This is a genomic window from Nocardioides rubriscoriae (assembly GCF_008087085.1).
Classification (GTDB): domain Bacteria; phylum Actinomycetota; class Actinomycetes; order Propionibacteriales; family Nocardioidaceae; genus Nocardioides; species Nocardioides rubriscoriae.
Window position 1 is genome coordinate 75,026 of the sequence record NZ_VIYJ01000006.1, and the last position, 25,624, is coordinate 100,649.

The 25,624-nt window shown below is 71.6% G+C and carries 21 protein-coding genes; 14 read left to right on the forward strand and 7 right to left on the reverse strand.

Translation table 11 applies throughout. The features are described from left to right. Window positions 1-25 precede the first annotated feature (25 nt). Entirely contained in the window at window positions 26-1,600 is a 1,575-nt protein-coding gene (glpK, locus tag FZC61_RS12435; RefSeq protein WP_148614510.1) for a glycerol kinase GlpK, read from the reverse strand. Further along, window positions 1,597-2,355: an IclR family transcriptional regulator gene (locus tag FZC61_RS12440; RefSeq protein WP_170286090.1), complete on the reverse strand. Its 759-nt coding sequence runs from the start codon at window positions 2,353-2,355 to the stop codon at window positions 1,597-1,599. The genes glpK (FZC61_RS12435) and FZC61_RS12440 overlap by 4 nt, the downstream gene beginning before the upstream one ends. A gap of 134 nt (window positions 2,356-2,489) precedes the next feature. On the opposite strand from FZC61_RS12440, the gene FZC61_RS12445 reads away from it, so the two are divergent. The 6 genes from FZC61_RS12445 to FZC61_RS12470 all read left to right on the forward strand — a co-directional run bounded on the left by FZC61_RS12445 (window position 2,490) and on the right by FZC61_RS12470 (window position 9,963). Further along, the gene (locus FZC61_RS12445; protein ID WP_148614512.1) at window positions 2,490-3,314 is read left to right on the forward strand and encodes an MIP/aquaporin family protein; all 825 of its coding nucleotides are present in this window, start codon (window positions 2,490-2,492) and stop codon (window positions 3,312-3,314) included. A gap of 53 nt (window positions 3,315-3,367) precedes the next feature. Continuing rightward, window positions 3,368-4,885, forward strand: a complete 1,518-nt coding sequence (gene glpK, locus FZC61_RS12450; RefSeq protein ID WP_148614513.1) for a glycerol kinase GlpK — start codon at window positions 3,368-3,370, stop codon at window positions 4,883-4,885. Window positions 4,886-4,972: 87 nt separating this feature from the next. After that, window positions 4,973-6,691: a glycerol-3-phosphate dehydrogenase/oxidase gene (locus tag FZC61_RS12455; RefSeq protein WP_148614514.1), complete on the forward strand. Its 1,719-nt coding sequence runs from the start codon at window positions 4,973-4,975 to the stop codon at window positions 6,689-6,691. A 36-nt stretch (window positions 6,692-6,727) separates the two neighbouring features. Continuing rightward, window positions 6,728-7,870, forward strand: coding sequence for a dual-specificity RNA methyltransferase RlmN (gene rlmN / locus FZC61_RS12460; RefSeq protein WP_148614515.1), 1,143 nt, complete (start codon window positions 6,728-6,730; stop codon window positions 7,868-7,870). 24 nt (window positions 7,871-7,894) lie between these two features. Further along, window positions 7,895-8,674 (forward strand): GNAT family N-acetyltransferase, encoded by a 780-nt coding sequence (locus FZC61_RS12465; protein WP_170286091.1) that lies wholly within the window; start codon window positions 7,895-7,897, stop codon window positions 8,672-8,674. A gap of 86 nt (window positions 8,675-8,760) precedes the next feature. Continuing rightward, window positions 8,761-9,963: a glycosyltransferase family 4 protein gene (locus tag FZC61_RS12470; protein WP_148614517.1), complete on the forward strand. Its 1,203-nt coding sequence runs from the start codon at window positions 8,761-8,763 to the stop codon at window positions 9,961-9,963. Window positions 9,964-10,000: 37 nt separating this feature from the next. Here FZC61_RS12470 and FZC61_RS12475 read toward each other — a convergent pair whose 3' ends face one another. From FZC61_RS12475 to FZC61_RS12490, 4 genes are all read right to left on the reverse strand, one after another. After that, the gene (locus FZC61_RS12475; RefSeq protein WP_148614518.1) at window positions 10,001-11,083 is read right to left on the reverse strand and encodes an LOG family protein; all 1,083 of its coding nucleotides are present in this window, start codon (window positions 11,081-11,083) and stop codon (window positions 10,001-10,003) included. Window positions 11,084-11,107: 24 nt separating this feature from the next. Next, window positions 11,108-12,007, reverse strand: coding sequence for a serine protein kinase RIO (locus FZC61_RS12480; protein ID WP_148614519.1), 900 nt, complete (start codon window positions 12,005-12,007; stop codon window positions 11,108-11,110). Between the two features lie 185 nt (window positions 12,008-12,192). Continuing rightward, the gene (locus tag FZC61_RS12485; protein WP_148614520.1) at window positions 12,193-13,572 is read right to left on the reverse strand and encodes a rhodanese-like domain-containing protein; all 1,380 of its coding nucleotides are present in this window, start codon (window positions 13,570-13,572) and stop codon (window positions 12,193-12,195) included. Window positions 13,573-13,691: 119 nt separating this feature from the next. Further along, window positions 13,692-14,165 (reverse strand): Lrp/AsnC family transcriptional regulator, encoded by a 474-nt coding sequence (locus FZC61_RS12490; protein WP_148614521.1) that lies wholly within the window; start codon window positions 14,163-14,165, stop codon window positions 13,692-13,694. 173 nt (window positions 14,166-14,338) lie between these two features. Here FZC61_RS12490 and FZC61_RS12495 point away from each other — a divergent pair, with 173 nt between their 5' ends. Genes FZC61_RS12495 through FZC61_RS12515 form a run of 5 tightly spaced genes read left to right on the forward strand, consistent with a single transcriptional unit; the run spans window position 14,339 to window position 19,788 of the window. Then, the gene (locus FZC61_RS12495; protein WP_148614522.1) at window positions 14,339-15,550 is read left to right on the forward strand and encodes a polyamine ABC transporter substrate-binding protein; all 1,212 of its coding nucleotides are present in this window, start codon (window positions 14,339-14,341) and stop codon (window positions 15,548-15,550) included. Next, on the forward strand, window positions 15,550-16,668 hold the full coding sequence (locus tag FZC61_RS12500) for an ABC transporter ATP-binding protein (RefSeq protein ID WP_148614523.1): 1,119 nt from the start codon (window positions 15,550-15,552) through the stop codon (window positions 16,666-16,668). The genes FZC61_RS12495 and FZC61_RS12500 overlap by 1 nt, the downstream gene beginning before the upstream one ends. Then, window positions 16,665-17,579 (forward strand): ABC transporter permease, encoded by a 915-nt coding sequence (locus FZC61_RS12505; RefSeq protein WP_246142663.1) that lies wholly within the window; start codon window positions 16,665-16,667, stop codon window positions 17,577-17,579. Before FZC61_RS12500 ends, FZC61_RS12505 begins: the two co-directional genes overlap by 4 nt. After that, a complete protein-coding gene (locus FZC61_RS12510) occupies window positions 17,576-18,385 on the forward strand; it encodes an ABC transporter permease (RefSeq protein ID WP_246142664.1) in 810 nt (269 codons plus the stop codon). Before FZC61_RS12505 ends, FZC61_RS12510 begins: the two co-directional genes overlap by 4 nt. After that, window positions 18,382-19,788: an NAD(P)/FAD-dependent oxidoreductase gene (locus tag FZC61_RS12515; protein ID WP_246142665.1), complete on the forward strand. Its 1,407-nt coding sequence runs from the start codon at window positions 18,382-18,384 to the stop codon at window positions 19,786-19,788. The genes FZC61_RS12510 and FZC61_RS12515 overlap by 4 nt, the downstream gene beginning before the upstream one ends. 51 nt (window positions 19,789-19,839) lie before the next feature. Here the strand turns inward: FZC61_RS12515 and FZC61_RS12520 are convergent, their stop codons facing one another. Continuing rightward, window positions 19,840-21,210, reverse strand: a complete 1,371-nt coding sequence (locus tag FZC61_RS12520) for an aspartate aminotransferase family protein (protein ID WP_148614524.1) — start codon at window positions 21,208-21,210, stop codon at window positions 19,840-19,842. 132 nt (window positions 21,211-21,342) lie between these two features. Here FZC61_RS12520 and FZC61_RS12525 point away from each other — a divergent pair, with 132 nt between their 5' ends. From FZC61_RS12525 to FZC61_RS12535, 3 genes are all read left to right on the forward strand, one after another. Then, on the forward strand, window positions 21,343-22,785 hold the full coding sequence (locus FZC61_RS12525; RefSeq protein WP_148614525.1) for a gamma-aminobutyraldehyde dehydrogenase: 1,443 nt from the start codon (window positions 21,343-21,345) through the stop codon (window positions 22,783-22,785). 132 nt (window positions 22,786-22,917) lie between these two features. Next, window positions 22,918-24,141 carry a saccharopine dehydrogenase family protein gene (locus FZC61_RS12530; RefSeq protein ID WP_148614526.1) on the forward strand — a complete coding sequence of 408 codons (1,224 nt, stop codon included), beginning with the start codon at window positions 22,918-22,920 and terminating at the stop codon, window positions 24,139-24,141. Window positions 24,142-24,150: 9 nt separating this feature from the next. Further along, window positions 24,151-25,572: a M1 family metallopeptidase gene (locus FZC61_RS12535; RefSeq protein WP_148614527.1), complete on the forward strand. Its 1,422-nt coding sequence runs from the start codon at window positions 24,151-24,153 to the stop codon at window positions 25,570-25,572. Window positions 25,573-25,624 lie beyond the last annotated feature (52 nt).

Sequence of the window (25,624 nt, forward strand, 5' to 3'; positions counted from 1 at the left end):
CCGGCCCGGGGCCGGGCGACGACTCTCAGCTCCCGCGTCGCGCGGGCGTCACCGGGTCGCCGTCGACCACCCAGCCCAGGGTCCGCTCGACCGCGCGGTCCCAGCCGGCGCGCTCGCGCCGGCGCAGCGCCGCACTCATCGCCGGCTCCCAGCGGGCGGCCTGGTGCCAGTTGTCGCGGAGCACCTCGAGGTCGGGCCAGTAGTCGACGGCCAGGCCGGCGGCGTACGCCGCTCCCAGCGACACGGACTCGGCCATCAGGGGGCGCTCGACGGGGAGGGCCAGCACGTCGGCGACCTGCTGCATCAGCAGGTGGTTGGCGGTCATGCCGCCGTCGACCTTGAGGCCGGTGAAGGCGATCCCCGTGTCGGCGGCCATGGCCTCGACGACCTCGGCGGTCTGCCAGGCGGTCGCCTCGAGCACGGCGCGCGCCAGGTGCGAGCGGGTCACGAACGAGGTCAGCCCGACGACCACCCCCCGGGCGTCCGGTTGCCACCGCGGGGCGAACAGTCCGGCGAACGCAGGCACGATGTAGCACCCGCCGTTGTCCTCGACGCGGCGCGCGAGGGTCTCGATCTCGGGGGCGGAGCGGATCATCTCGAGCGAGTCGCGGAACCACTGCACGAGTGCGCCGGCCACGGCGATCGAGCCCTCGATGGCGTAGCGGGGCGGCTGGTCGTCCAGGGCGTAGGCCACGGTCGAGATGAGACCGTGGTCGGAGGTGACGATGCGCTCGCCGGTGTTCATCAGCAGGAACGCTCCGGTGCCGTACGTGCACTTGGCCTCGCCGGCGGCGAAGCAGGTCTGGCCGAACAGGGCGGCCTGCTGGTCGCCGAACGCCCCTCCGATCGGTACGCCGGGCAGCCCGACCCGGCAGGTGCCGTAGACCTGGGCGTTGGGGCGGATCTCCGGGAGGATCTCGCGGGGGATGTCGAGCGCGTCGAGCAGCCGCTGGTCCCAGTCGAGGGTGCGGATGTCCATCAGCATCGTGCGGCTGGCGTTGGTGACGTCGGTGACGTGGACCCCGCCGTCCGGACCGCCGGTGAGGTTCCAGATCAACCAGCTCTCGACGGTGCCGAAGGCGACCTCGCCGAGGCGGGCGCGTCGTGGCAGGTCGGGCACGTGGTCCAGCAACCACCGCAGCCGGGGCGCGGCGAAGTAGCCGGCCGGGGTGAGCCCGCACACCTCGCGGAACAGGTCGGCCGACGGGCCGCGGTTGAGCTCCTCGACCATCTCGGAGGTGCGGGTGTCCTGCCAGGTGATGGCCGGTGCCACCGGGTGCCCGGTCGCGCGGTCCCAGACGACGGTGGTCTCGCGCTGGTTGGCGATGCCGACCGCGGCCAGGTCGGAGGGCTGCAGCCCGGCCTGCAGGAGCGCCTCGGGCAGCACCCGCAGGGTGTTGACCCAGATCTCGGCGGCGTCGTGCTCGGCCCACCCCGGCCGCGGGAAGTGCTGCTGGTGCTCGTGCTGCGCGACGGCCACCATCCGGCCACGGCGGTCGAAGATCAGGCAGCGCGTCGACGTCGTCCCCTGGTCGATGGCGGCCACGTGGGTCCGGGCGCCGGGCCGGACGGGGCGGTCGGGCGTGGCGGGGCGGGTCACAGTCGCTCCTCGAGGCGGTCGGAGATGGCGCTGCCCGCCGCGACGAGCTGCTCGAGCAGCCCGGGCAGCGGCTCGCCGGCGGGGGTGAGGACCCGTTCGCGCAGCCCGACGACGGCCAGGGCCCCGACCCCGACACCGACGTGGTGGCGGATGGGCGCGGCCAGGGCCGCCACGCCCGGGCGGTAGGTGCCGTCGGCGAGGCTCCAACCGCGCCGTGCGGTCTGCTGCACCGCCCTGGTCAGGTCGAGGGCCCTGGTCACCGTCGCCGGGGTGTAGGCGGTCATCACCAGGTCGCGCGGTCGCACGGCCGCGGGGGAGAAGGCGAGCAGCGCCAGCCCCAGGGCCGTGGCGTGCAGGGGTTGCAGCTCGCCGACGCGCAACCGCTGCGGTGAGTCGTCGGGGCGGAAGACGTGGTGGAGCAGCTCGACGGCCGAGCCGGACAGGATGCCGAGCTGCACCTCGAGGCCGGTGCGGGCGGCCAGTCCGTCGGCCCAGTTGGCGGCGCGGGAGCGCAGCAGGTGGGGGTCGAGCGTCTCGCCGAGACGCGTGAGGCCCCCGCCGATCGCGTAGTGCCCGCTCTCGGGGTCCTGGACGACGAAGCCGACCCCGAGCAGGGTCCGCACGATCCCGTGCGTCGTCGGCTTGGGCAGCCCGAGCGCGCGCGCGAGGTCGCCCAGCGCCACCGGTTCGGGCACCGCCCCCAGGAAGTGCAGCACCGCGGCGGCCCGCTCGATGGACTGGATCGGACCGCTCACCCGCGTCACCCTACGCGTTCGGTCTTGGCGAACGGACGTTCGGCAATGCCGAACGTCTGCTCTGTTCTCCCGGGGCTGATTCGGGGCAAGGTGTGACGGACGCCACGGCGGCGTCTCTCTCGGGAGGAGAAATCGTGAGCAAGTCTCGGAATCCACTGGTCGGGGAGCTGTGTGCCGAGTTCGCCGGCACCCTGATCCTGATCCTCTTCGGCACCGCGGTCGTCGCCCAGGTAGTGACCAGCACCGACGGGTCGCTGGGCGACCACGACTCGATCGCCTGGGCGTGGGGCATCGGCGTCACCCTCGGTGTCTACGTCAGCGCGCGCCTGTCCGGCGGTCACCTCAACCCGGCCGTCACCATCGCCCTCGCGGCGTTCAAGGGCTTCTCGTGGGCCAAGGTCGGTCCCTACGTGGTCGCTCAGACCCTGGGCGCCTTCGTCGCGGCGCTGATCGTGCGCATCAGCTACGCCGAGCTCATCGGCACCGTCGACCCCGGCCACACCATCAAGACCCAGGGCATCTTCTCCACGCTGCCCGGCAACGGGATCGACGGCTTCAGCATGACGACGGCCTTCGTCGACCAGGTGGTCGGCACCGCGATCCTCGTCTTCGTCGTCTTCGCGCTCACCACCGTGTGGAACAACCCGCCGATGGCCAACCTCGGCCCGGTCGTGGTCGGTCTGCTCGTGGTCGGCCTCGGGATGGCGTGGGGCGCCAACGCGGGCTACGCGATCAACCCGGCTCGAGACCTGGGCCCGCGGCTCGCCTCGTTGATGACCGGGTACGGCGACGCGCTGTCGGACCAGAACGGTGATCTCTACTTCTGGCTGCCGATCGTGGCGCCCATCATCGGCGGGCTCATCGGCGGAGCGCTGTTCAAGGTGCTCATCGAGATGCACCTGACCGCCGGCATCGCCGAGGACGAGGCCGTCAGCGAGCCCGCCAACGCGCACCGCTGAGCCGGCGTACCCCACGACACCCTTCACCCGCAGCACACGACAAGGAGACAACGATGGCCGAGTACGTCGGAGCAGTCGACCAGGGCACCACCAGCACCCGCTTCATGATCTTCGACCACGGGGGCAACGAGATCGCCCGCCACCAGCTCGAGCACGAGCAGATCCTGCCGCAGGCCGGGTGGGTCGAGCACGATCCGGTCGAGATCTGGGAGCGCACGAGCTCGGTGATCCAGTCGGGGCTGAGCAAGGCCAAGCTGACGGCCAGCGACCTGGTCGCCCTCGGCATCACCAACCAGCGCGAGACCACCGTGGTGTGGGACAAGAACACCGGTCGCCCCTACTACAACGCGATCGTGTGGCAGGACACCCGGACCGACCGGATCGCGAGCAAGCTCGAGCGCGACGGTCACGGTGACCTCATCCGCACCAGGGCGGGGCTGCCCCCGGCGACCTACTTCTCCGGCGGCAAGATCCAGTGGATCCTCGAGAACGTCGACGGGGTCCGCGAGGCCGCCGAGGCCGGGGACGCGCTGTTCGGCAACACCGACTCCTGGCTGGTCTGGAACCTCACCGGCGGCACCGACGGTGGCGTCCACGTCACCGAGCCGACCAACGCCAGCCGCACCATGCTGATGGACCTCGAGACCCTCGAGTGGGACGACGAGCTGCTCGCCCTGTTCGACATCCCGCGCGCGATGCTGCCCGAGATCCGCTCCTCCAGCGAGCCCGGCGGCTACGGCACGACCCGGGCCAACGGGCCGCTGCGCGGTGAGGTGCCGCTGACCGGCATCCTCGGCGACCAGCAGGCCGCGACGGTGGGCCAGGTGTGCTTCCAGCCCGGCGAGGCCAAGAACACCTACGGCACCGGCAACTTCATGCTCCTCAACACCGGCACCGAGCTCGTCCGCTCGAAGTCCGGCCTGCTGACGACCGTCTGCTACAAGTTCGGCGACGAGAAGCCGGTCTACGCCCTGGAGGGGTCGATCGCGGTCACCGGGTCGGCCGTGCAGTGGCTGCGCGACCAGCTCGGCATCATCAGCGGGGCCGCACAGAGCGAGTCGCTGGCCCGCCAGGTCGAGGACAACGGCGGCGTCTACTTCGTCCCCGCCTTCTCCGGCCTCTTCGCGCCCTACTGGCGCTCCGACGCCCGCGGCGCGATCGTCGGCTTGTCGCGCTTCAACACCAACGCCCACCTGGCCCGCGCCACCCTGGAGTCGATCTGCTATCAGAGCCGCGACGTAGCCGAGGCCATGGAGAAGGACTCCGGCGTGCGGCTCGAGGTGCTCAAGGTCGACGGCGGCGTCACCGCCAACGAGCTGTGCATGCAGATCCAGGCCGACATCCTCGGCGTCGAGGTGAGCCGGCCCGTCGTGGCCGAGACCACGGCGCTCGGTGCGGCGTACGCCGCCGGCCTGGCCGTCGGCTTCTGGAACAACACCGACGAGCTCGTCGAGAACTGGAACGAGGCGAGGAGATGGTCGCCACAGTGGGACGAGAAGCAGCGCGAGGCGGGTTACACCCAGTGGAAGAAGGCCGTGACCCGCACGCTCGACTGGGTCGACGTCGACTGACCGACCGGTCGACCCGCGTCGCAGGCCCACCCGCCCCCACCCCACCGACATCCCTGACATCCCCGAAGCAAGGAGAGGTAGCACCTGATGAGGTCCGTCGCACTGTCGCCCGAGTTCCGCGAGGAGTCCCTGAGGGCCATGGCCGCCGAGGAGCTCGACATCCTGGTCATCGGCGGCGGGGTGGTGGGGGCCGGCAGCGCCCTCGACGCCGCCACGCGCGGGCTCAAGGTCGGTCTGGTCGAGGCCCGTGACTTCGCCTCGGGCACGTCGAGCCGCTCGAGCAAGCTGGTCCACGGTGGCCTGCGCTACCTCGAGATGCTCGACTTCCGGCTCGTCGCCGAGGCGCTCAAGGAGCGGGGCCTGCTGCTGCAGGAGCTGGCCCCGCACCTCGTGCGTCCGGTGGCCTTCCTCTACCCCCTGCAGCACCGGGGCTGGGAGCGTTTCTACGCCGGGTCCGGCGTCGCGCTCTACGACGTGATGTCGCGCGTCTCGGGTCGCGCGGGGGTGCCGCTGCACCAGCACCTGACGCGGCGCGGGGCCCGCAAGCTCGTGCCGTCGTTGCGCAAGGACGCGCTGGTCGGGGCCCTGAAGTACTACGACGCCCAGGTCGACGACGCCCGCCACACCATGTTCCTGTCCCGTACGGCGGCGGCCTACGGCGCGAAGGTCGCCTCGCGGGCCCGCGTGGTCGAGCTGCTGCGCGAGGGCGAGCGGGTCACCGGCGCCGTCGTGCGCGACCTCGAGAACGACACCACCGTGACGATCCGCGCCAAGCAGGTCATCAACGCCACCGGGGTGTGGACCGACGAGACCCAGGACCTCGGCGGGCAGCGCGGCACCTTCCACGTCCGCGCCAGCAAGGGCATCCACCTCGTGGTGCCGAAGGACCGGATCCGCTCCGAGGTCGGGCTGATCCTGCGCACCGAGAAGTCCGTGCTCTTCGTCATCCCGTGGGGCCAGCACTGGATCATCGGCACCACCGACACCGACTGGACCCTCGACAAGGCCCACCCGGCCGCCAGCCAGGCCGACATCGACTACCTCCTCGAGCACGTCAACGCCGTGCTGGAGACCCCGCTGACCCGCGCCGACGTCCAGGGTGTCTACGCCGGGCTCCGGCCCCTGCTCGAGGGGGAGTCCGAGGCGACCTCCCAGCTGTCGCGCGAGCACGCCGTGGCCCACCCCGCGCCGGGCCTCGTGGTCGTCGCCGGCGGCAAGTACACGACCTACCGGGTGATGGCCGAGGACGCCGTCGACGAGGCCGTCTTCGGCATGTCGTCGCTCTTCGACCGCAAGGTCGGGCCCTCGGTGACCGCCAAGGTGCCGCTGCTGGGGGCCGAGGGCTACGACGCCCTGGTCAACTCCCGCCACGTGCTCGCCGACTCCTCGGGCCTGCACGAGGTCTGGATCGAGCACCTGCTCGACCGCTACGGCTCGCTGATCCACGAGCTGCTCGACCTCGTGGCGGCCGACCCCACGCTGGGTGAGCCGGTGACGGGTGCGCCCGACTACCTGCGCGTCGAGGTCGTCTACGCCGTCAGCCACGAGGGGGCGCGCCACCTCGACGACGTGCTCACGCGTCGTACCCGCGTGTCGATCGAGACCTTCGACCGCGGGGTCCGCGCGGCCGAGGAGGTCGCCGGTCTGATGGGGCCCGTGCTCGGGTGGAGCGACGAGCAGACCAAGCTCGAGATCGACCACTACGTCAAGCGGGTCGAGGCCGAGCTCGAGAGCCAGCAGATGCCTGACGACGCCACCGCCGACGCCGCGCGCCTCGGCGCTGCCGACGTCGTTCCGCTGAGTTAGGCACGCGTGCGGCGTGGTGGGAGAATCGGGCCCCTGATGTCCGAGACTCCCGCCCCGCCCGCCGGCGCCACCGCCCTCCCGCTGGTCTTCGACGAGCCGCGGGGCCGCAAGAAGCCGCCGCCCCACCTCGCCGACCTCGACGCGGCCGGCCGCAAGGCGCTGCTCGAGGAGCAGGGTCTGCCGGGGTTCCGGGCCACGCAGCTCTCGACCCACTACTTCGGCCGCCTGGTCGACGACCCGGCCGAGATGACCGACCTGCCCGCCGCGCAGCGTGACGAGCTCGTCGCGACCCTGCTGCCCCACCTGATGACGCCACTGCGCACGATGGAGGCCGACCAGGGCACCACCCGCAAGACCCTGTGGAAGCTGTTCGACGGCGCCCTGGTCGAGTCGGTGCTGATGCGCTACCCCGACCGCGCCACGATGTGCGTGTCCAGCCAGGCCGGGTGCGGCATGGCGTGCCCCTTCTGCGCCACCGGCCAGGGCGGTCTGCAGCGCAACATGTCGACCGCCGAGATCGTCGAGCAGGTCGTCGCCGGGGCCCGCTCCCTGGCTCGCGGCGAGGTGCCCGGCGGACCGACCCGGGTCTCCAACGTCGTGTTCATGGGCATGGGGGAGCCGCTGGCCAACTACAAGGCCGTCATCGGCGCCGTACGCCGCCTGGTCGACCCGAGCCCCGACGGGCTCGGCATGAGCGCGCGTGGCGTCACGGTCTCGACCGTCGGTCTCGTGCCGCGCATCCGCCAGCTCGCCGACGAGGGCATCCCGGTCACCCTGGCGCTGAGCCTGCACGCGCCCGACGACGAGCTGCGCAACGAGCTGGTCCCGATCAACACCCGCTTCTCGGTCGAGGAGACCGTCGACGCCGCGTTCCACTACGCCGAGACGACCAAGCGCCGCGTCAGCATCGAGTACGCCATGATGCGCGGCATCAACGACCAGGCCTGGCGCGCCGACCTGCTCGCCGACGTGCTGATGCGCGGTGGCTGGGGCTGGGTCCACGTCAACCTCATCCCGCTCAACCCCACCCCGGGCAGCAAGTGGACGGCTTCCGACCCGGCCGACGAGCGCGAGTTCGTGCGCCGCCTCGAGGCCCGCGGCATCCCCACGACCGTCCGCGACACCCGAGGCCGAGAGATCGACGGCGCCTGCGGACAGCTGGCCGCCACCGAGGCCTGACCCCGTCAGGCAGGATTGGTGGGCGTGACTCCCGCTGAGGTGGCCGCCGCGAGTGCGGCCTGGAACTGGTTCCCCGACGACGCCGTCACGGTCGACACCGACGCCTACCTGCTGGTGCGGTGGCCCGACTACTACCTCGTCCCGCCCTCCGTGATCCGGTTCGACCCCGGCGCAGCGGTGCCAGCCGCCCTGGACCAGGCGGCCGCCCACGCCCGGGGCTGGGGCGCCGAGGCGCTGCTCGTCTGGGTCAAGCTCGACGCCCCCGCCGAACTCGAGCCGGCGCTGCAGGCGCGAGACGGCGTGCTCGAGGAGCGGGTCGACGTGTTCGCGCTCGACCTGGCCGCGGGCGTGCTCGACCTCGCCGTGCCCGGCGACCTCGCCGTGCGCTGGCAGGTCGACGAGGCCACCACCCGCGACGCCCTCCAGGTCGGCATCGCCGCCTTCGACGAGGGCTCGATCCCTGACGACGACCGGGTCCGCGCGCTCGCCGCCGAGGCCGCCGACGACTTCGCGGCAGGGCGTGGGGCGTGCGCGCTGGCCTACGCCGACGACCGCCCGGTCGCCTCGGGCGGGCTGACGCTCGCCGACGGCGTCGCCCGGCTGTGGGGCGGCGGCGTCGTGCCGGACGCCCGGGGCCGCGGTGCCTACCGTGCCGTGCTCGACGCCCGGCTGGCGCACGCCGTCGACCGCGGCGCGACGATGGCGCTGGTCAAGGGGCGCGTGGAGACCTCGGGCCCGATCCTGCGCCGCGCCGGCTTCGAGGTCTTCGGCCAGGAGCGCTCCTACGTGCTCGCACTCGGCTGAGCGCCGCCCAACGAGACAGCCGCTGTTCACGCGAGGGCCACGCGGATCCCGCCGCTCGTTGAGGCGGCGTCCCTAGCGTCCTGGCCATGGCCGACGTGCTCCCGCTCGACCGTCCCGCAGCTCCCACCGAGCGACCTACGGCTCCTCCCGACCGGCTCCGCGTCCTGGTGGTCGCCGAGTCGTTCCTGCCGCAGGTCAACGGCGTCACCAACTCCGTACGCCGCGTCCTCGAGCACCTCGCCGCCGAGGGCCACGACGCCGAGCTGGTCGCCCCGACCGGCCCCGACGTCTACGCCGGCTTCCGGGTGCGCCACGCACGCGGTGCGACGCTGCCGTTCTACAAGGACTTCAAGATCGGGCTGGAGACCCGGCGACGCCTTCGTCGCACGATGCTCCGCTTCGCCCCCGACGTGGTCCACATCGCCTCCCCGGCCACGCTCGGCTACCAGGCGGCCAAGGTGGCCGGCGAGCTCGGCATCCCGTCGGTGGCGATCTACCAGACCGACCTGGTCGGCTTCGCCGAGCGCTACGACGTCCCCGGCGGCGCCGCGGCCGCAGCAGCGCTCACCCGACGCATCCACACCCGCGTCGACCGCACCCTCGCCCCGTCCTCGGCCAGCCTGCGCCAGCTGAGCGACCTCGACGTCCCCGGCACCGCCTTGTGGCCGCGGGGGGTCGACCTGCAGCAGTTCCACCCCGTCCGGCGCGACGCCGCCCTGCGTGAGCGCCTGCTGGGCGACGGTCCGAAGGACCGTCTCCTGGTGGGCTACGTGGGCCGGCTCGCCCCCGAGAAGGAGCTGGACCTGCTGACCGTCCTGGCCGCCGACCCCCGTTACGCACTGGTGGTCGTCGGCGGGGGCCCTGAGGAGCAGCGACTGCGCTCGCTGCTCCCCGGCGCTCGCTTCCTCGGCGTCCTGCACGACGACGAGCTCGGCGCGGCCTACGCGTCGCTCGACGTCTTCGTGCACACGGGGCGGCACGAGACCTACTGCCAGTCGGCCCAGGAGGCCCTCGCGTCCGGCGTCCCGGTGGTCGCCCCGCGCCAGGGCGGACCGGTCGACGTGGTGGACGACGGCGTGGCCGGCTTCCTCTACCGTCCCGGTGACGCCACCGACCTGGCGACCTACGTCGACCTGCTGGCCTCGCACCGCCTGCTGCGGCGCCGGATGGGCCTGGCGGCACGCCGGTCCGTGGCGGGTCGGTCCTGGGCCTCGGTCAACGACGCACTGGTGTGGCACTACCGCGACGTCATGGCCGGCCGGGCCGAGTGGGACGCCCTGTCGGGCTGAGGTCCTCACCTCGACGAGGTCACCACCGCCGGGCGGCCTACCCGAGCAGCACCTCGGCCGCCTCCTCGACGGTGTCGACGAGGTGGACGTGCTCCTCCATGGCGCGGTCGCGCGCCAGGGAGCGCAGCAACGGCCAGGCCGGCAGCGTCGTCGTCCAGTGCTCGCGGCCGACGAGCACCATCGGGGCCACCGAGGTCTCCTCGGTGTAGTAGTTCTCGCACGCGTCCTGGAAGACCTCCTGCAGGGTCCCCGCGGCGCCGGGGAGGAAGACGATGCCCGCGTCGCAGATCTCGAGCAGGACCGCCTCGCGCACGGCGTTGCGGACGTACTTCGCGATCGCGGTCGCGAAGAGGTTGGGCGGCTCGTGGCCGTAGTGCCAGGTCGGGATGCCGAGGCTGGGTCGGGGCGTGGGCAGGTCCGCGACGGCGGCGCGGGCGTTGGCGACCCAGGCGTCGATCGAGGGCCGGTACGACGGCACCCCCGCCAGCACGGCGAGCGCGGCGTCGAGCGCGGCGACGTCGAGGTCGGCGAGCCGGCCGCCGAGGTTGGCGGCCTCCATCGCCCCGGGCCCGCCGCCGGTGGCGACCAGGAGCGAGGAGCCGAGCGCGTGGCCCAGTCGGGCGGTGTCGGCGTACGCCGGCTGGTCGCGACCGAGGGCGTGGCCACCCATCACGCCCACGACGCGGTGGCCCGGGGTGAACCGGGCCAGCGCCTCGTCGATGGCGTGGTCGTGCAGGGCCGCGGCCAGCGAGTCGTCGCGGTCGGGCGCGCGTTGGGCCCAGGCGTAGGCGCGGGCGTCGAGGCTGCGCGGGTAGGGGGTGCGGTCGAACAGCTCGTCGGCGGTGTAGAGCCGGGGCCGGTAGACGTCGAGGGGCGAGTCCCCGACGGCGGGCATGACCAACGCCCCGGCGGCGGTCAGCCGGTCGTCCTCGCCGGGCTCGAAGGTGCAGCCCAGGAAGGCGGCGCCGTGGACCTCGCGCGACATTAGCTCGCTGCCGCGGCCGCTGAGGTCGAGGCGGTGCACGCGCCACGACCCCAGCCGCCGGGCCCCTGCGTCGAGCCGACGGTCGAGCTCGGCGGTCGACTCGACGTGGATCACGCGTCCGCGGGTGCCCCTCACGTGCGGGAGGCTACCGATCTCGACCTAGAACGCGTGCGCCACCAGGTCCCCGAAGAGCTCCTGCTCGTCGGCCGTCGCCAGGCCCTTGCCGCGCAACCACGTGCAGATGTTGGTGCAGTCGCGCATCAGGTAGTCGAACCCGTTGACGTTGCCGACCAGGTCGACGATCTGCGGCAGGTCGATGATGACCAGCCGCTCACCCGCCGCCAGGATGTTGTACGCCGAGAGGTCGCCGTGCACGACGCCGTGCTGCACCATCGTGGCCAGGGCGTCGCGCAGCTGGTCGAAGTAGGAGGCCAGCAGCGCCGGCTCGGGCCGGGTCTGCGCCAGCCGTGGCGCGGTCTCGCCGTCGACGGTGATCCACTCCATCAGGATCTCGGTGCCGTCGATCTGCACGGGGTAGGGGACGGGCAGCCCGATCGTCCACAGACGCTTGAGGGCGTCCCACTCCGACACGGCCCACTCGCCGGCGGCGACCAGCTTGCCGAAGGTCGACTTGCGCTTGAGGGCGCGCTCGTCGCGCGAGCGCTTCATGGCGCGGCCCTCGGTGTAGCCGGCCGAGCGGTGGAAGGTGCGGTGCTCGGAGGACCGGTAGCGCTTGGCCGCCATCACGACGCCCTTGTCGGGCTCGAGCGGGTCGGCGCGCTCCAGCAGGAAGACGTCGGCCTCCTTGCCGGTCTTGAGGATGCCGAGCTCGGTGTCGATGGCCCCCTGCGAGGTCACGACCCAGTCGGGTCGGGGCTCGGGGCCGCGCGACAACGGCTCGACGCTGAGCCAGGTCGACCAGCGCTGGGTGCTGTCGTCGACGTCGTCGTAGGTGTTCCAGTCGATCGCGAACTCGGGGTGAAGGTCGGGCTGGAGGTCGTGCTGGAGGTCGTGCTGGAGGTCGTGCGTGGGGTCAGGCGTGAAGTCCTGAGAGGTCATGGCGGGTGGTGCTCGTCTCTGGGAGGAGGGTGGGGTGGTCTGCGGACAGGCCAACGACAGTCATGGACATGTCACGCTCCTCTCGACGGGCACCGGCAGGACGCCGACGACTCGGGGACCATCCTCGGGGTCGCCCCGGACCGCGCGCAACGGATTTGATCGCGACGTCGCCCCGGACGGCCCGCTCAGGCCGCGGCGGCGGTGGTCTCGATGTGCAGCTCGCCGACCCGGTCCCAATGGTCGTCGACGTGCACGACGTGGCGACCGGCCCGGTGCAGCAGGCTCGCCGCGATGCCGGCGCGGTAGCCCGAGCGGCAGTGCACCCAGAGCTCGCCCGGTGGCATCCGCCGCGCGCCGGTCTCGACCTCGTGGACCGGCAGGTGCAGGGCGCCGGGCAGGTGACCGTCGAGCCACTCGTCGCGTTGACGGACGTCGACGACCACCGGTGGCCGCAGCCCGGTGGCCGCAGCGAGGGCCCGGGCCTCGCGGTAGGCCGCCCAGTCGGCGCGGCGGTAGCGCGCGGTCAGCGGCTGCTCGCTCGGCAGCACGTGGGCGCCCACGCCGTCGATGCCGATGCGCGCGAGGTCGCGCAGCGCGGGCTCGAGCAGCTGCGGGCTGTCGGTGAGCAGCACGATGTCGTCGTCCCACGGGACCAGCCAGCCGACGTAGGTCGCGAACTGCGCGGAGTACTCCACGTTGATGCTGCCGGGCAGGTGGCCCTCGGCGTACGCCGCGCGACCGCGCAGGTCGACGACCCACGACCCGGCCAGGACGGCGTCGGTGACCTCCTCGGCGGTGACCGGGCGCGCGGGCCGGGGCGTCGCCGCCCCGGTGCCGGCCCGGTTGAGCGGGTCCATCCGGGCGTAGTGGCGGGGGATCGGGCCGAGGCCCGTGACGAGGTCGTGCACGAAGGTCTCCTTGTCGATGAGCAGGGCGGGGTGGGTGGTCTGCTGGTCGCCGATGGTGGCCGGCGGGTCGGCGGGGCCGGGCGGTACGACCGCCGTGCTCGCGCACAGGCTGCCGAAGCCGTGGGTGGGCAGCAGGAGCGTGGCCGGGTCGAGCCGGGCCAGGCGCCGGGCGCTGTGCCACTGCGCGCCGGCGAGCAGGCTGGCGAGCCTGGGGTCGACCAGGTCGGTGCGTCCGACGGTGCCGAGCAGCAGGCTGCCGCCGCTGAGGAGGACGGCGGGCTGCGGGTCGGTCGTGACCCGGGCCAGGAAGGCCTGGTGGTGGCGGGTGTGTCCCGGGGTGTCGAGCACCTGGAGCTCGACGCCGCCGTAGGTGAGCAGGTCTCCGTCGCGCACCCCGACCCGCTCGAAGGCCACCGTCTCGCCGGCGGAGAGCAGCAGGTCGGCGCCGTGCCTGCGGGCCAGCGCGAGACCTCCCGAGACCTGGTCGTCGTGCACGTGGGTCTCGGCGACGGCCGCGATCTCGAGACCGGCCGCCGCGGCGGCGTCCTCGACCAGGGCGACGTCGCGCGGCGGGTCGACGACCACGGCCATCCGGCCGTCGTGGACCAGGTGGCACCGGTTGCCCAGCGACCCCACCTCGATCGTCAGCACTGCCATGTCCGCTCCTCTCTTAAGTCAGTCAACTAAGTAGAGTTATAGCAGGACCGCGAGAACCGCACGACCCGACGACGCCGCGGGGCGTGTCGTGACCGGTAGGCGGTCCGGGGGGCTGCGCCCTAGCGCACGCCCCACGAGTAGGTCTGCTTGCGCAGGCTCAGGTACATGAAGGTCTCGGTCGACACCACGCCCTCGATCGCCCGGATCTTGCTGGAGATGAGCTCGAGCAGGTGCTCGTCGCTCTCGCAGACGACCTCGACGAGCAGGTCGTAGCGGCCGGCGGTGACCACGACGTAGTCGACCTCCTCGAGCTCGGCCAGCGCGTCGCCGACCGCGACCAGCGGACCCTCGGCCGTCACGCCGATCATGGCCTGGCGCGCGAAGCCGAGCTGGAGCGGGTCGGTGACGGCCACGACCTGCATGACGCCGTGCTCGACCAGGCGCTGCACCCGTTGACGCACGGCGGCCTCGGACAGGCCGATGACCTTGCCGATCGAGGCGTAGGAGCGCCGTCCGTCCTGCTGCAGCTGCTCGATGATCGCCTTCGACACCTCGTCGAGGGCAGCGCCACTGCGTTCAGGCTTCCGCGTCATGGTGCGCGATCCTTGCAGTCCTGTCGGTCTGGACCAAGGACAAACAAGGATTTCGTTGCGTTCTTGTTTCGGCTCAACGGTTTCCTTGTTCTCTGGGCTGTGCTCTGGAACTATCCACACTCAAGGAGCTCGTCCAACAGGGAGGTACGCGGATGTCGGTGGATCCGGTTCGGATGGAGGCCCTGCTCCGGCTGGGCCGTGCGACCGGCCGCGGTCGTCGTGCCGCCGGCATCGACCGACGTACGTTCGTCCGCGGCGCGTCGCTCTCGGCGATGGCCCTCGGGGTGCCGGGCCTGCTCGCCGCCTGCGGCACCGACGCCCAGACGCAGACCGCCGACAGCTGCCAGAGCACCGACAGCTCCTCCAGCCAGCCCGTGCTCAACTTCGCCAACTGGCCCGAGTACATCGACGTCGACGGCAACCGGATGCCGACGCTGGAGGACTTCCAGAAGACATCCGGCATCGCGGTCACCTACAACGCCGAGATCAACGACAACAACGAGTTCTTCGGCAAGGTCAAGGACCAGCTCGGCGCCTGCGAGCCGACCGGGCGCGACATCATCACGATGACCGACTGGATGGCGGCGCGGATGATCGGCTTCGGGTGGATCCAGAAGCTCGACAAGACCAAGCTCCCCAACGTCGAGGCCAACCTCAACGACAGCCTGCGCTCGCCGTCGTGGGACAAGAACCGCGACTACAGCGTTCCGTGGCAGACCGGCCTGACCGGCATCGCCTACAACGCCAAGTACACCGGCGAGATCTCCTCCTTCGAGGAGCTGATGACGCGCCCCGACCTCAAGGGCAAGATCAGCCTGCTCTCCGAGCTGCCCGACACGATGGGGTTCATGCTGTTGCTCGAGGGGGCCGACCCGGAGAACTTCGACTCGGAGGACTGGGACGGTGCCATCGACCGCCTGCAGGGCTATGTCGGGTCCGGGCACGTCCGCAAGTTCACCGGCAACAACTACATCCGCGACCTCAACGCCGGCAACCTCGTGGCCTGCGAGGCGTGGTCGGGCGACGTGATCGCCATGCAGTACGACAACCCCGACATCAAGTGGGTCGTGCCCGAGGAGGGCCTGGCCATCTGGTCCGACAACATGATGGTTCCCAACAAGTCGTCCCACAAGGCCAACGCCGAGGCGTTGATGAACTACTACTACGAGCCCGAGGTCGCGGCCACGCTCTCGGCATGGGTCAACTACATCTGCCCGGTCCAGGGGGCCCAGGAGGCGATGCAGAAGGTCGACCCGTCCCTGGTCGACAACCCGCTGATCTTCCCCGACGAGGAGTTCCTGTCGGGCGCGTTCACGTTCATGGGCCTCGACGACGCAGTCCGTCAGGGCTACGACAAGGACTTCGCGCGGGTCATCGGGGCCTGATGAGCGACGACCTCACCCTCACCTCGGTCACCAAGACCTTCGGCTCCTTCACCGCCGTCGACGACCTCGACCTGACGGTGCCGCAGGGCTCGTTCTTCGCGCTGCTGGGGCCGTCGGGCTGCGGCAAGACCACCACCCTGCGGATGGTGGCCGGCCTCGAGGAGCCCAGCGCGGGCACCATCACCCTCGGCGAGCGCGACATCACCCGGCTCAAGCCCTACCGGCGCCCGGTCAACACGGTCTTCCAGAGCTATGCGTTGTTCCCCCACCTGACCATCGAGCAGAACGTCGCGTTCGGGCTGCACCGGCAGGGGCGCAAGAAGGTCGACGCCGAGGTCGCGCGGATGCTCGAGCTGGTCGAGCTCGGTGGCATGGGCGGACGCCGGCCCGCTCAGCTGTCCGGAGGCCAGCAGCAACGTGTGGCCCTGGCCCGGGCCCTGATCAACGAGCCCGACGTGCTGCTGCTCGACGAGCCGCTCGGCGCCCTCGACCTCAAGCTGCGCCGCCAGATGCAGATCGAGCTGAAGCGGATCCAGGTCGAGGTGGGGCTGACGTTCGTCCACGTCACCCACGACCAGGAGGAGGCCATGACGATGGCCGACACCGTGGCGGTCATGAACCAGGGCCGCATCGAGCAGATGGGTGCCCCCGAGGACCTCTACGAGGCGCCGGCCACCACGTTCGTGGCCAACTTCCTCGGCCAGTCCAACCTGGTGCCGGGCAAGGTCGTGCGCGGCGACGCCGAGGTCCTCGAGCTCGACGTCGAGGGCACGCGACTGACGGCCGACGTGGCGCGGGCGCGGGTGCGCGACGGTGCGGTGTGGGTCGGCGTACGTCCTGAGAAGGTCTATCTCAGCCACGCGGGCGAGGAGGCCGGCGATGACGACAACCGGCTGCACGACGGGATCGTGAGCGACGTCAGCTTCGTCGGGGTCAGCACCCAGTACCTCGTGCGGATGCCGTGGGGCCAGGAGCTGACGGTCTTCGAGCAGAACACCGGCAGCCGTGATCGCTTCCGGCCCGACGACAAGGTCGACCTGCACTGGCGTGCCGACCACACCTTCCTGCTCGACGCCTCGCAGGACGCGACGGCCGGGGTCGACCGGGTCGGCGAGTGAGCGCCGCGACCCAGCTGCCCCCGGCACCGGTGGCGGCCGCTCCCGCGGCCGACGTGGGTGAGGGCGCGGGCCGCAGGGGCTGGACCGGCTACCTCCTGCTGCTGCCCGGGGCGCTGTGGCTGACGCTGTTCTTCATCGTCCCCACGGTGTCCCTGGTCAGCACGAGCCTCTACGACCCCTCGGGGTCGCTGGCCACCGGCTACTCGATGACCGGTCACTGGCAGAACTACACGCAGGCCATCTCCGACTACTCCCCGCAGATCCTCCGCTCCTTCGTCTACGCGCTGATCGCCACCGTCGCCTGCGTGCTGCTGGGGTTCCCACTGGCCTACGCGATCGCCTTCAAGGCCGGGCGCTGGAAGAACCTCATGCTGGTCGCGGTGGTCGCGCCGTTCTTCACCAGCTTCCTGGTGCGCACCCTCGCCTGGCAGTACATCCTCGGCGACAACGAGGCGCTGGTGTCGCTGCTGCGCAAGGTGCACGTCCTGGGTGCCGACGGCTACCTGCTCGACACGCCCTTCGCGGTGGTCACCGGTCTGACCTACAACTTCCTGCCCTTCATGGTGCTCCCGCTCTACGCCTCGCTCGAGAAGCTCGACCCGCGCCTGCTCGAGGCGGGCGCCGACCTCTACGCCTCGCCGGTGGCCGTGTTCCGCCGCGTGACCCTCCCGCTGGCGATGCCGGGCCTGGTCGCCGGCACGCTGCTCACCTTCATCCCCGCCTCGGGCGACTTCATCAACAGCGAGCTGCTGGGCAACCCCCGCACCCGCATGGTCGGCAACGAGATCCAGGACCTCTTCGCCGCCGGCGACTACCCGACCGCCTCGTCGCTGTCGATCACGCTCATGGCCGCGATCGTGGTGCTCGTGCTGCTCTACGTACGCCGCGCCGGCACCGAGGAGCTCCTGTGACCGGCCGGGCCGGGCGCTGGGTGGGCGAGCACGTGGTGCTGGTGCTCGGCCTGCTCGTGCTGCTCTACATGTGCATCCCGGTGTTCGTGGTCATCCTGATGTCCTTCAACGACCCCGCCAGCCGCAACAGCTACACCTTCGACGGCTTCACCTGGAACAACTGGCGCAACGTCTGCGAGCCCTACCAGCTGTGCTCCTCGCTGGCGCTGAGCCTGCGCGTCGGGTTCCTGGCCACGGCGGTCGCGACGCTCCTGGGCACCCTGATGTCCTTCGCCATGGCGCGCCACCGCTTCCGCGGTCGGGCGAGCGCCAACCTGCTGATCTTCCTGCCGATGGCGACCCCGGAGATCGTGCTCGGCTCGTCGTTGCTCGCCCTCTTCGTCGGCAACGGCGCCGCGGGCGTGCTGGGCTTCTGGACGATCTTCATCGCCCACGTGCTGTTCTGCCTGTCCTTCGTCGTGGTGACGGTCAAGGCGCGGCTCGCCGGGCTCGACCCGCGTCTGGAGCAGGCCGCCATGGACCTCTACGCCAACGAGTGGCAGACGTTCTGGCGGATCACGTTCCCGCTGGTCTTCCCCGGCATCCTGGCCGCGGCGCTGCTGAGCTTCTCGCTGTCCTTCGACGACTTCATCATCACCAACCTCAACGCCGGGCAGGAGGTCACCTTCCCGATGTTCGTGTGGGGAGCGGCCCAGCGCGGCATCCCCCCGCAGATCAACGTGGTCGGGACCGTCATGTTCGTCGTCGCCCTGGCGATCGTCGCCTCGGGCCAGCTGGGCAGCCGCCGCCGCGCCGTACGCACGTGAGGGGCGCGATGGCCCTGCCGGCGTCGCTGCGTGGGGCCGCCCCCAGGGTCTTCTGGCTCGACGACCCCGCCCGCCCGGCCGCGCTGCCGCGGCTGGAGGGCCACCACGAGGCCGACCTCGTCGTGGTCGGCGGCGGGTACGGCGGGCTGTGGACGGCCCTGCGTGCGGTCGAGCGCGACCCCGGTCGTTCGGTCGTGGTGCTCGAGGCCGGCCGCTGCGGTGACGAGGCGAGCGGGCGCAACGGTGGCTTCGCCTCCGCCTCGTTGACCCACGGCTTCGGTAACGGCGTCGAGCGCTGGCCCGACGAGCTCGCGACGCTCGACGCGCTCGGCGCCGACAACCTGGCCGCGATCGGCGACACCGTGCGCCGCCACGACATCGACTGCGGCTGGGAGGAGACCGGTGAGCTGACCGTGGCGACCGCCGCGCACCAGCTCGACGAGCTGGCCGAGGTGGCCCACGGCATGCGCGCCGCAGGGCACGAGGTCGAGCTCCTCGGCACGGCCGCGGTCCGGGCCCGGGTCGACTCCCCGACGTACGTCGGGGGCCTGCTCGACCGCACCGGCACCGCGCTGGTCGAACCGGCGCGGCTGGCCTGGGGGCTGCGGCAGGCGTGCCTCGACCTCGGGGTGGTCATCCACGAGGGGTCCCTCGTCGAGTCGCTCGACGACGACGGCTCCACGCTGCGCGTGCGCACCGCTCTCGGGTCGGTACGTGCGCGCAGGGTGGCGCTGGCGACCAACGCCTTCCGCCCCCTGCTGCGCCGCCTGCGGCTGATGACGGTACCGGTCTACGACCACGTGCTCATGACCGAGCCGCTGTCTCCCGAGCAGCAGGTGGCGATCGGGTGGTCGGGGCGCGAGGGGGTCGGCGACAGCGCCCACCAGTTCCACTACTACCGCCAGACCCGCGACGGCCGGATCCTGTGGGGCGGCTACGACGCGACCTACCACTACGGCTCGCGGATCGACCGCTCGCTGGAGCAGTCCGACCGCACCCACGCCCTGCTAGCGCGGCACTTCTTCGAGACGTTCCCGCAGCTCGAGGGGCTGCGTTTCACCCACCGCTGGGGCGGGGTCATCGACACCTGCACCCGCTTCACCGCCTTCTACGGCACGGCGTACGCCGGACGCGCGGCCTACGCGCTGGGCTACACCGGCCTCGGGGTCGCGGCCACCCGGTTCGGGGCCGACGTCGTCCTCGACCTGCTGGCGGGTCAGGAGACCGAGCGCACCGCACTCGCGATGGTGCGCAGCAGGCCGCTGCCGTTCCCGCCCGAGCCGGCGCGCGCCCTCGGCATCAACCTCACCCGCTGGTCCCTGGCCCACGCCGACCGCCACGAGGGGCACCGCAACCTGTGGCTGCGCACCCTCGACCGCGCCGGCCTCGGCTTCGACAGCTGAGCCCCTCGACGCCACCGTGGGGCCGTACGACGCTCGTCGACCGACGTCGGGTCAGAGCATCGATCCGGCCTTGTCGAGCACGACGCGCAGGATCTGCTCCATCTCGTCGAAGTGCTCCTGGGTGGCGATCAGCGGGGGAGCGAGCTGGATGACCGGGTCGCCGCGGTCGTCGGCGCGGCAGTAGAGGCCCTCGGCGAACAGCTGCTTGGACACGAACCCGTAGAGCAGGCGCTCGCACTCCTCGGCGGTGAAGGACTCCTTGGTCGTCTGGTCCTTGACCAGCTCGATGCCGTAGAAGTAGCCGTCGCCGCGGACGTCGCCCACGATCGGCAGGTCGAGCAGCCGCTCGAGGGTGGCCCGGAAGGCGCCCTCGTGGTCGCGGACGTGCTCGAGCACCTTCTCCTCCTCGAACAGCTCGAGGTTGCGCAGGCCGACCGCGGTGGCGACGGGGTGCCCGCCGAAGGTGTAGCCGTGGGCGAACATCGTGTCGCCGTGCAGGAACGGCTCCATGAGCCGGTCGGAGGTGATCATCGCGCCGAGCGGGGCGTAGCCGGAGGTCAGGCCCTTGGCGCAGGTGATGATGTCGGGCTGGTAGCCGTAGCGCTCGGCGCCGAACATGTGACCCAGTCGCCCGAACGCGCAGATCACCTCGTCGGAGACCAGCAGCACGTCGTACTGGTCACAGATCTCGCGCACGCGCTGGAAGTAGCCGGGGGGCGGCGGGAAGCAGCCGCCGGCGTTCTGCACGGGCTCGAGGAAGACCGCGGCGACGGTGTCGGGCCCCTCGTCCTCGATGGCGACCGCGATCTGGTCGGCGGCCCAGCGGCCGAAGGCCTCGGGGTCGTCGCCGTGCAGCGGCGCGCGGTAGATGTTGGTGTTGGGCACCCGGAACGTCGAGGGCACCAAGGGCTCGAACTGCTGCTTGAGCAGCGGCAGGCCGGTGATCGACAGGGCGCCCTGGCTGGTGCCGTGGTAGGCGATGGTGCGGCTGATGACCTTGTGCTTCATCGGCTTGCCGGTGAGCTTGAAGTAGTTCTTGGCCAGCTTCCACGCCGACTCGACGGCCTCGCCGCCACCGGAGGTGAAGAAGACGCGGTTGAGGTCGCCGGGGGTGTACGACGCGACCTTGGCGGCCAGCTCGATCGCGGTGGGGTGGGCGTAGGACCACAGCGGCATGAAGGCCAGCTGCTGGGCCTGCGCGGCGGCGGCCTCGGCGAGCTCGGTGCGGCCGTGCCCGAGCTGCGAGACGAAGAGCCCGGCCAGGCCGTCGAGGTACCTCTTGCCGGCGCTGTCGAACAGGTAGGCGCCCTCGCCGCGGACCATGACGGGGACGTCGCCGTGCTCGTAGGAGCCGTGGCGGGTGAAGTGCAGCCACAGGTGGTCCTTGGCGGCGCGCTGCAGGTCCTGGTGGTCCATCGTCATGCTCCCATCATGACGACGGGCCTACGCCGAAGCAAGTGGAATCGTGCGTCTCCGGGCCGTTCTGCCGACGGATTCCGCATCAGATGCTCCCCAGGCCTACAGATCCGGTGGATTTCTCATTAGGCTCCGGCCATGACTGACCAGCGCTTCCTCAACGTCGTCGGTGGCGAGCTCGTCTCGTCGGTCGCCGGCACGACCTACGACGTCGTCGACCCCAGCACCGGCGAGGTCTACGCCCGGGCGCCGCTGTCGGGGGCCGAGGACGTCGACCGGGCCTATGCCGCCGCGGCCACCGCCTTCGAGACCTGGGGGCAGACGACCCCGCAGGAGCGGGCCCGGGCCCTGCTGCAGATCGCCGACGCCATCGACGCCCGGGCCGACGAGATCGTGCAGGTCGAGGTGCGCGACACCGGCAAGCCGGTCGGGCTGACCGCGAGCGAGGAACTGCCGCCGAGCTCGGACCACTTCCGCTTCTTCGCCGGCGCCGCGCGGGTGCTCGAGGGACGGTCGGCGGGGGAGTACCTCGCCGACCACACGTCGTTCGTGCGCCGCGAGCCCGTCGGCGTGGTCGGCCAGGTGACGCCGTGGAACTACCCGCTGATGATGATGATCTGGAAGATCGCACCGGCGCTGGCCGCGGGCAACACCGTCGTCCTCAAGCCCAGCGACACCACACCGGCGTCCTCGACCCTGCTGGCCGAGATCTGCCAGGAGTTCCTGCCGCCCGGCGTGCTCAACGTCGTGTGCGGTGACCGCGGCACCGGACGGCTGCTCGTCGAGCACCGCACGCCGCAGATGGTCTCGATCACCGGCTCCGTGCGCGCCGGGATGGAGGTCGCGGGCTCCGCGGCCGCCGACGTCAAGCGGGTCCACCTCGAGCTCGGCGGCAAGGCGCCGGTGGTCGTCTTCGACGACGCCGACGTCGCCCGGGCCGCCGGCGCGATCGCCGAGGCCGGGCTCTTCAACGCGGGCCAGGACTGCACCGCCGCCTGCCGGATCCTGGTCGGCTCGGGCGTCCACGACGAGTTCGTCGCCGCCCTCACCGAGGCCACCCGCGCACTGCGCACCGGCCCGCCCAGCGACGAGGACGCCTTCTATGGCGCCCTCAACAACGCCGACCAGCTGGCCCGGGTGACCGGGCTGGTCGACCGCCTGCCCGACCACGCCGTCCTGCACACCGGCGGTCGCCGCCAGGGCGACGTCGGCTACTTCTACGAGCCCACGGTCGTCTCAGGGCTGCGCCAGGACGACGAGCAGGTACAGGACGAGATCTTCGGCCCGGTGATGACCGTGCAGTCCTTCGACAGCGAGGCTGAGGCGGTGCACCTGGCCAACGACGTCCGCTACGGGTTGTCGTCCTCGGTGTGGACCCGCGACCACGGCACCGCGATGCGGATGTCCAAGCGACTCGACTTCGGCGTCGTGTGGATCAACACCCACATCCCCTTCGTCTCCGAGATGCCGCACGGCGGCTTCAAGCACTCCGGCTACGGCAAGGACCTGTCGATGTACGGGCTCGAGGACTACACCCGGATCAAGCACGTCATGAGCTGGATCGGCGAGAACGATGGTTGAGGTGCGAGCGCAGCGAGCCTCGAAACCACCACGTCGGCAGCTCGTCGGACCGGTGGCGTCGACCCCGGGGGTCTCGAGGCTCCTCGCCGGGGCTCGTCGCACCTCGACCACCGTCGGAAGAGAGTCATGCTCATGAAGATCCTCCTGGTCGGCGCCGGCGGCGTGGGCGGCGCGTTCACCGCGATCGCCGCACGCCGCGACTTCTTCGAGACGGTCGTGGTCTGCGACTACGACCTGACCCGCGCCGAGCGCGCCGTGGCCGCCCTCGCGGACCCACGATTCGTCGCTGCGCAGGTCGATGCCTCCGACACGGCTTCGGTGACGGCGCTCTGCCGCGAGCACCGGGTCACCCACGTCATGAACGCCGTCGACCCGGTCTTCACGATGCCGGTCTTCGAAGGGGCCCTGGCCGCCGGTGCCGACTACCTCGACATGGCGATGTCGCTGTCGAAGCCGCACCCCGAGGCGCCCTACGCGCAGACCGGCGTCAAGCTCGGCGACGAGCAGTTCGCGGCCGCCTCGCAGTGGGAGGACGCCGGACGCCTGGCCCTGGTCGGCATCGGCGTCGAGCCGGGGCTCTCCGACGTCTTCGCCCGCTACGCCGCCGACCACCTGTTCGCAGAGATCGACGAGCTCGGTACCCGCGACGGCGCCAACCTCACGGTCACCGACGACGACGGCAACGAGGTCTTCGCGCCGTCGTTCTCGATGTGGACGACGATCGAGGAGTGCCTCAACCCGCCGGTCGTCTGGCAGGACGGCGCCTGGCACACGACCGCCCCGTTCAGCGAGCCGGAGGTCTTCGACTTCCCCGAGGGCATCGGCCCGGTCGAGTGCGTCAACGTCGAGCACGAGGAGGTGCTCCTCATGCCACGCTGGATCGACTGCAGGCGCGCGACGTTCAAGTACGGCCTGGGCGACGAGTTCATCACCATCCTCAAGGTGCTGCACACCCTGGGCCTGGACCGCACCGAGAAGGTCACGGTCAAGGGCGTCGAGGTGAGCCCGCGCGACGTCGTCGCGGCGGTGCTGCCCGACCCGGCCACCATCGGCCCCCGGATGACCGGCAAGACGTGTGCCGGCGTCTGGGTGACCGGCACGGGCCGAGACGGCGAGCCGCGCTCGACCTACCTCCACCACGTGGTCGACAACGAGTGGACGATGCGCGAGTACGGCCACCAGTGCGTGGTCTGGCAGACCGCGATCAACCCCGTCGTCGCCCTCGAGCTGCTCGCGACCGGGGTCTGGAAAGGCGCCGGGGTGCTCGGGCCCGAGGCCTTCGACGCCGTGCCGTTCCTCGACCTGCTCACCGCCTACGGCAGCCCGTGGGGCATCAAGGAGCTCGACCCCCAGTAGGTTCCAGTCATGTCTCGGGCCTCCCGTCTCCTCGCCGCGACGGTCGTGGCCGCGCTGGCGCTCGGCCTGTTGCCCGCCTCGGCGACCGGGAGCCTGTCGCGCGACGACGCCCGACCGGGTGCGGTCGGGATCGGCGACCCTTACTGGCCGCTCGACGGCAACGGCGGCATCGACGTGCGCCACTACGACATCGCCGACCGCTACGACTTCACCACCGGTCGGCTCTCCGGTACGACGACCGTGACCCTGCAGGCCACCGCCGACCTGTCGACGTTCAGCCTCGACCTGCTGCTGCCGGTCACGGCCGTCACCGTCGACGGGGTGCCCGCGACCTTCGCCAAGCCGGTCGCGCACGAGCTCCGGGTCACGCCGGCCACCCCGCTGGTCCGCGGTTCGGTGGTCGACGTCGCGGTGACCTACGCCGGCGACCCCGGTGGCCTCTCCTACGCCGGCGAGCGCAGCTGGGTCGTGGGCGCCGGCGAGGTCGTGACGATGAACGAGCCGCACATGGCTCCCTGGTGGTTCGCCGCCAACGACCACCCCAGCGACAAGGCGACCTTCGACGTCACCGTCACGGGTCCTGCGACCCACCAGGTCGTCTCCAACGGGCGGCTGCTGGGGCGCATGGTCGCCGGTGCCGAGGCGACCACCCACTGGCGCTCGGTGCACCCGATGACGACCTACAACGCGTTCTTCGCCCTGGGGCGTTACGACGTCGAGCAGTCCACGCGCGGCGGGCTGCCGTCGTACATCGCGGTCTCGCGGAGCCTGCCTTCCTCGCAGAGGCGCGCCGGGATGGTGGGCCTGCGGCGCAGCGACGAGGTCACGGCCTGGCTCACGGGCCGCCTGGGGCGCTACCCGTTCGAGTCGACCGGGGGCCTGGTGACCTCGCTGACCGTCGGGTTCGCGCTCGAGACCCAGACCCGCCCGGTCTACCCCGGCACGCCCGACGTCTCGCTGCTGGTGCACGAGCTGTCCCACCAGTGGTTCGGCGACTCGGTCTCGGTGCAGCGCTGGCGCGACATCTGGCTCAACGAGGGCTTCGCGAGCTTCATGGAGGCCGCCTACGCCGAGCATCACGGCGGCACGTCCGCGCAGCAGTGGCTGCGCGACACCCGCAACGACCTGGTCGGGGAGCGCCGCTTCTGGCGTGTCGACCTCACCGACCCCGGGGCCGCCCACGTCTTCGACAACGCGGTCTACACGCGCGGCGCCATGGCCCTGCAGGCCCTGCGGCACCGCATCGGCGACCTCCGGTTCTGGCGCCTGCTGCGCACCTGGACCCGCGACCACCGCTACGGCAACGGCAGCACCCGCTCGTTCCTCGCCCTCGCCGAGCGGGTCGCCGGTCGCCGGCTCGACCGCTTCTTCCGGGTCTGGCTCCGCGCGCCGCGGCCGCCTGCGCCGACCCGCGCCAACGGCCTGCGCTGACGACGTCGACCGGGACGCGGGCCGCTGACGGCAGGGCCGTGACGGGGTAACG

Bases quoted from the DNA above. Each gene is read 5' to 3' on its own strand.
- glpK (WP_148614513.1), top strand. From the start codon at position 3,368: ATGGCCGAGTACGTCGGAGCAGTCGACCAGGGCACCACCAGCACCCGC.
- FZC61_RS12455 (WP_148614514.1), top strand. From the start codon at position 4,973: ATGAGGTCCGTCGCACTGTCGCCCGAGTTCCGCGAGGAGTCCCTGAGG.
- rlmN (WP_148614515.1), top strand. From the start codon at position 6,728: ATGTCCGAGACTCCCGCCCCGCCCGCCGGCGCCACCGCCCTCCCGCTG.
- FZC61_RS12470 (WP_148614517.1), top strand. From the start codon at position 8,761: ATGGCCGACGTGCTCCCGCTCGACCGTCCCGCAGCTCCCACCGAGCGA.
- FZC61_RS12480 (WP_148614519.1), bottom strand. From the start codon at position 12,007: ATGACCTCTCAGGACTTCACGCCTGACCCCACGCACGACCTCCAGCAC.
- FZC61_RS12485 (WP_148614520.1), bottom strand. From the start codon at position 13,572: ATGGCAGTGCTGACGATCGAGGTGGGGTCGCTGGGCAACCGGTGCCAC.
- FZC61_RS12490 (WP_148614521.1), bottom strand. From the start codon at position 14,165: ATGACGCGGAAGCCTGAACGCAGTGGCGCTGCCCTCGACGAGGTGTCG.
- FZC61_RS12495 (WP_148614522.1), top strand. From the start codon at position 14,339: ATGGAGGCCCTGCTCCGGCTGGGCCGTGCGACCGGCCGCGGTCGTCGT.
- FZC61_RS12500 (WP_148614523.1), top strand. From the start codon at position 15,550: ATGAGCGACGACCTCACCCTCACCTCGGTCACCAAGACCTTCGGCTCC.
- FZC61_RS12520 (WP_148614524.1), bottom strand. From the start codon at position 21,210: ATGACGATGGACCACCAGGACCTGCAGCGCGCCGCCAAGGACCACCTG.
- FZC61_RS12525 (WP_148614525.1), top strand. From the start codon at position 21,343: ATGACTGACCAGCGCTTCCTCAACGTCGTCGGTGGCGAGCTCGTCTCG.
- FZC61_RS12530 (WP_148614526.1), top strand. From the start codon at position 22,918: ATGAAGATCCTCCTGGTCGGCGCCGGCGGCGTGGGCGGCGCGTTCACC.
- FZC61_RS12535 (WP_148614527.1), top strand. From the start codon at position 24,151: ATGTCTCGGGCCTCCCGTCTCCTCGCCGCGACGGTCGTGGCCGCGCTG.